The sequence below is a fragment of the Luteibacter sp. P4_E6 genome, from assembly GCF_056401535.1.
The window spans coordinates 1-4,335 of sequence record NZ_JBFUJE010000335.1 but is presented as its reverse complement, the minus strand read 5'-3'; the positions used below and the strand labels follow the sequence as shown (position 1 = coordinate 4,335).

Annotated in this window: 3 protein-coding genes; 2 read left to right on the top strand and 1 reads right to left on the bottom strand. The window is 60.3% G+C overall.

What is annotated here, in order from left to right; genetic code table 11:
- Together AC1DT2_RS16670 and AC1DT2_RS16665 are read left to right on the top strand one after the other, a co-directional pair.
- On the top strand, positions 1-278 hold a 278-nt coding region (locus tag AC1DT2_RS16670), incomplete at its 5' end, for an LmrA/YxaF family transcription factor (RefSeq protein ID WP_477297553.1).
- Positions 279-296: 18 nt separating this feature from the next.
- Positions 297-848, top strand: coding sequence for a DNA-3-methyladenine glycosylase I (locus AC1DT2_RS16665; protein WP_477297551.1), 552 nt, complete (start codon positions 297-299; stop codon positions 846-848).
- A gap of 85 nt (positions 849-933) precedes the next feature.
- Here the strand turns inward: AC1DT2_RS16665 and AC1DT2_RS16660 are convergent, their stop codons facing one another.
- Positions 934-3,723 carry a TonB-dependent receptor domain-containing protein gene (locus AC1DT2_RS16660; protein ID WP_477297549.1) on the bottom strand — a complete coding sequence of 930 codons (2,790 nt, stop codon included), beginning with the start codon at positions 3,721-3,723 and terminating at the stop codon, positions 934-936.
- Between the last annotated feature and the right edge of the window lie 612 nt (positions 3,724-4,335).

Here is a 4,335-nt window from a genome sequence, read left to right as displayed (position 1 = left end):
GCGTATGCCTGGTCGGGGCGTTCGCACTGGACCAGACCCGCGATCGCTTCGCGACGGCGATATCCGGCTACTTCGTACGTTGGATCGAGGCGTTGGCATCGGCCCTGGTTCGACTGGGCCGAAGTGCGGAGGTTGCGAGCGAGCAGGCGGAGGATATCGTTCTCGGCATTCAGGGTGCACTGATGCTGTCGCGTGCGAAACGCGACCCCGCATCGTTTCGCGCCGCGTTGCATCGGATGGCGCGCCGCCTCGGAACACCGCATCATGCCGACCTGTGACAAACCTGGGGTCGATCGATGAGCAAGGAAATCAAGCGCTGCACGTGGGCCGGTAGTGATCCGCTTTACACCGACTACCACGACAAGGAATGGGGCGTGCCCTTGCACGACTCGCGCCTGTTGTGGGAACAGTTGATGCTGGAAGGCTTCCAGGCGGGCCTGGCGTGGATCACCGTGCTGCGCAAGCGCGAAACCTTCCGCAAGGCGTTCAAGGGGTTCGACCCGGCGAAGGTGGCGCGTTTTACCGAGAAGGACATCCTGCGCCTTCTGGAGGATCCGGGCATCATCCGTTCGCGTGCAAAGATCGAAGCGACCATCAACGGTGCGCGCGTCTACGAAGAGATGAAGGCGCGCGGTGAGACCTTCGATGCCTATTGCTGGTCGTTTACCGAGGGCAAGGTATTGCGCGGCGACGGACGCACGGTGCATGCACAGACGCCGTTGTCGGTGACGATCTCGAAGGACCTCAAGAAGCGCGGCTTCAAGTTCGTCGGTCCGACCATCACCTACGCCTGGATGCAGGCGGTCGGTATCGTCGACGACCACGCGCTCGGTTGTTTCCGGCGGTGAGTCGGTAGGGCAGGCATCGTTACGGAAAAAGAAGTGACGCGCGGGTTGCCCCACGCGCCACTTCCTGAGCCTTCGAGCAGCCTGATTACAACTTGACCTTCACACCCAGGTTGAAGAACCGGCCGATAGCGCCGTCCTGGGCATACGTCGGGTTGTAGTTGACGCCCGCATAGTTGGCCACGTCCAGCGGCGCCTTACGGTCGAACGCGTTCATGACCGAAGCGGTTACGGCGATCTTAGGTGTGAACTGGTAGCTGCTGGTGAGGTTGAATTCGGTGAACGAACCAACCGTGCAGCTGGAATAACCATCGGGGATGCAGTCACTGCCGTACACGTCCGGCGCCGTGTTCTTCATGCCACTGGTGTGATAGAAGGTGCCGGTGAGGGTGAGGTTGTTCCAGATCATGGTGTTCGACCACGACTCACGATATCGCGGCGTACCGGCGCCTGAAGACAGGTTGTAAGGACCGTGCGTGCCCGCGAACGATTCCACCGTGCCGTCGGGCAGCGTCAGCCTCCAGGAAAAGATATCCGTACCGCTGAAGTCGGAGATGTACTGGATACCGTTACCGAAGGTGAAATGGGCCTGCAGGTCGACATCCAGGCCATCGGTCTTCAGGGAGTTGGCATTGATGTAGCTTCCGATCACTTCGATCGGACGTGCCAGGGCGTTGGGATTGAGCGGATCGGGCTTATCGGCGATCACCTGCGTGCCTGCGGGCAAGGCCTGCCCCGCATAGTACGCATCAAGAATCGAGCTCGGATCGGTCGATGTAATCACATCGGTTTTCTTGATGTGATAGTAGTCGAACGACGCATTCAGCCATGAGGTCGGCTGCAAGACGACGCCCAACGTATAGCTCTTCGCCCGCTCCGGCTTGATGGCCTTGTTGGCGTCGGTGAACTGGGCCAGCTGGTACGCCTGGACATAGCCGTTGTTGCCATGTTCCGCAGCGAACGATGCCGGCGGGTTATACGTGACGAAACCTTCGTTGGAGCTGGAGCCATTTTCTGAAAAGCTCGGCGCACGCACACCCTTGGAGAACGTGCCGCGCAGTGCCAGCCAATCAAGCGGTTTCCACTTCAGGCCCAGCTTGGGCGCGAACTCCGTGCCGATATCCGAATAATGATCGACGCGGCCGGACAAATCCGCCTCCAGCGATTCGAGCAAGGGCGCGTCGAACTCGAGGTACGCGCCCTCGACATCGCGGCTACCCTTGGTCTGCGCGTTGCCCAGGCCCTGGAACTCGTTACCCGGATTCAGCGAGGGATCGTTCTGTGCTTCGTGGCGCAATTGGATACCTGCCGCCATACCCAGCGCGCCACCGGGCAAGTCGAACAGGCTGCGATTGGCTGCCAGGTCGATGGCATCGAGGTCCGAGGTCGAGGTCTTGTCGTAGCCCGGCGCGAGGGAGTTTCGTACCGCCGTGCTGTTCGATGCGGGATTGAGGAAATTGTAGCTACCGGTATTGATCGCGTTGATCAGGCCCGTGTACTGGAGATAGCCGAACTGCTGGGTATCCAGGCTGGTGTGGTTGAGGACGAGTGCCGCATCGTAATTCCATTCGCCCCAGGTACCTGCGACATCGCCAACAATACGCAGGTTGTGGTTATCGTAGGTGTCACCGCGGGGGATATCGCCGAACGCGTAGTTGAGCAGGGCTGCCTGACCACTCGAGGCGAAGGGGTTGTTCGGGTTGAGGCTGCCATTGCTCAGGTACGCCGGCAAGGCAATATTGTTGGTGTTGTTTGGCGTCGAACTCTGGATCTGGGCCGGGGAAGAGACCGTATCCGTTTTCGTCTCCATGTAACTGAGCGACACGTACGCTTTGGTGGTGTCGTTGATCTTCACGGTAAAGCGGCCATAGACGCCGCCTTCCTTCGTCTTGGCCTGGATCTGGGTGTACTGCGCCGTCGTGTTCTGCTGGCAGTAGGTGCCCGATTTATCGGTGGTAAGGGTGCCTTTGACGCCGCAGCCACCCGTCAGCAGGCTGGCGGTGGCACCGTCGTTCGGAATACCCGTCGTGACGTCGCCTGGCGTACCCAGCGTGCCGGGCGTCACCGAGCCGTAGATCGAACCTGAGCCGTTGGCCGGCTGACCCGCCTGGAGATTGGCGCCACCGATGCGACTCAGGTCCTCGGTGTTGTAAGGAAAGCCACGATCACCCGCCTGGATGGCGTTGTCTTCCTCGAACTGCGCGCTGAAGTAGGCGTTGTAACCGTCCTTGTTCAGGTCGCCGCCGCCAGCAAGGAAGGTACCCTTGCGCGTAAAGCCACCACCGTGGGCAGAGTTGCCGACGTCAGCCGACGCTTCCACACCCTGGTAGCCGGGTTTGAGGATCACGTTGACCACACCGGCGATGGCATCGGCGCCGTACAGCGAGGAGGCGCCATCCTTCAGCACCTCGATGCGGTCGACCGCGGCTAGCGGGATCGTATTCAGATCGACGAAAGAACGTTCGCCATCGTCGGCCACGGCATAGTTGGCGGCACGATGGCCGTCAATCAGTACCAGGGTGGAGTTCACTGTCAGGCCACGCAGGGCAACACCCGACGAGCCCGCGGCAAAGCCGTTAGTGAAGCTGTTGGGAATGGAGCCACTGTTGTCGGCAGAGATGGAACGCACCACGTCGGAAATGGTGCTGTAGCCGCTGCGGGCGATGTCCTTGGCCGAGATCGTGGTCACCGGCGAAGCGGTTTCCGTATCGATACGCGGAATGGCCGAGCCGGTCACCGTAATGGTCTGCAGGGTGCTGGGGTTGGTGCTGGTGTTCTGGGGGGCCGCATCAGTGCTGGCGGCCTGTGCCCACGCGGTACTTGCGACCGGAGTGAGAAGGAGCGTGGCCAAGGCGCACGCGAGCTTGTTACGTTTCATGATCACGACCCTTATGCTTATTTCAGGCAATGCGAGCTCGCCCCGACACGGTGGTCAGGTGGCTGGATGGCATTGGTAATAACGAGGTCGTTAGTAGGGGAAGGCCTCGTCTGAGATCGAGTCTTTCATCATCACCAGGCGTATACAAGCAATTAACACGCGCGCTAAGACTTGCGGCCGAGTGCTCGTTTTTATGCAGATCGCAGGGGTGTGCGAATGAGCGGATGGCGAATCAGCAGCCTTATCCGTGCGTTACCGATGCGTCTCGTAAGATGTAATTTTTCCGCCGCCTCGAAATCCCACGTTGGTTTCGTTTTCATTTCGGCTAAATGAATGGTTGGCAACGGGGCATTGAACTGAGACACGAATGTCACCTGCGCGTAAATGCAGGAAGTGGACATCGTCGCTGACCACGCGCTCGGTCAATTCACGCGGTGACTCAGTAAGAGCCGGGCGGGGCCTTCTCGCCGAGCCAGCCTTCCTCGGGGCGTTTGTGCGCTTTCAGTCCCTGCCAGAAGGTCAGCGCGCGCAGCGTCCATTGCCGGCTGATCGCCAGGGCAAGTCCCAGCGGCGCTTTCAGGGCAACGCGTAGAGGCGACACACCCGGATACG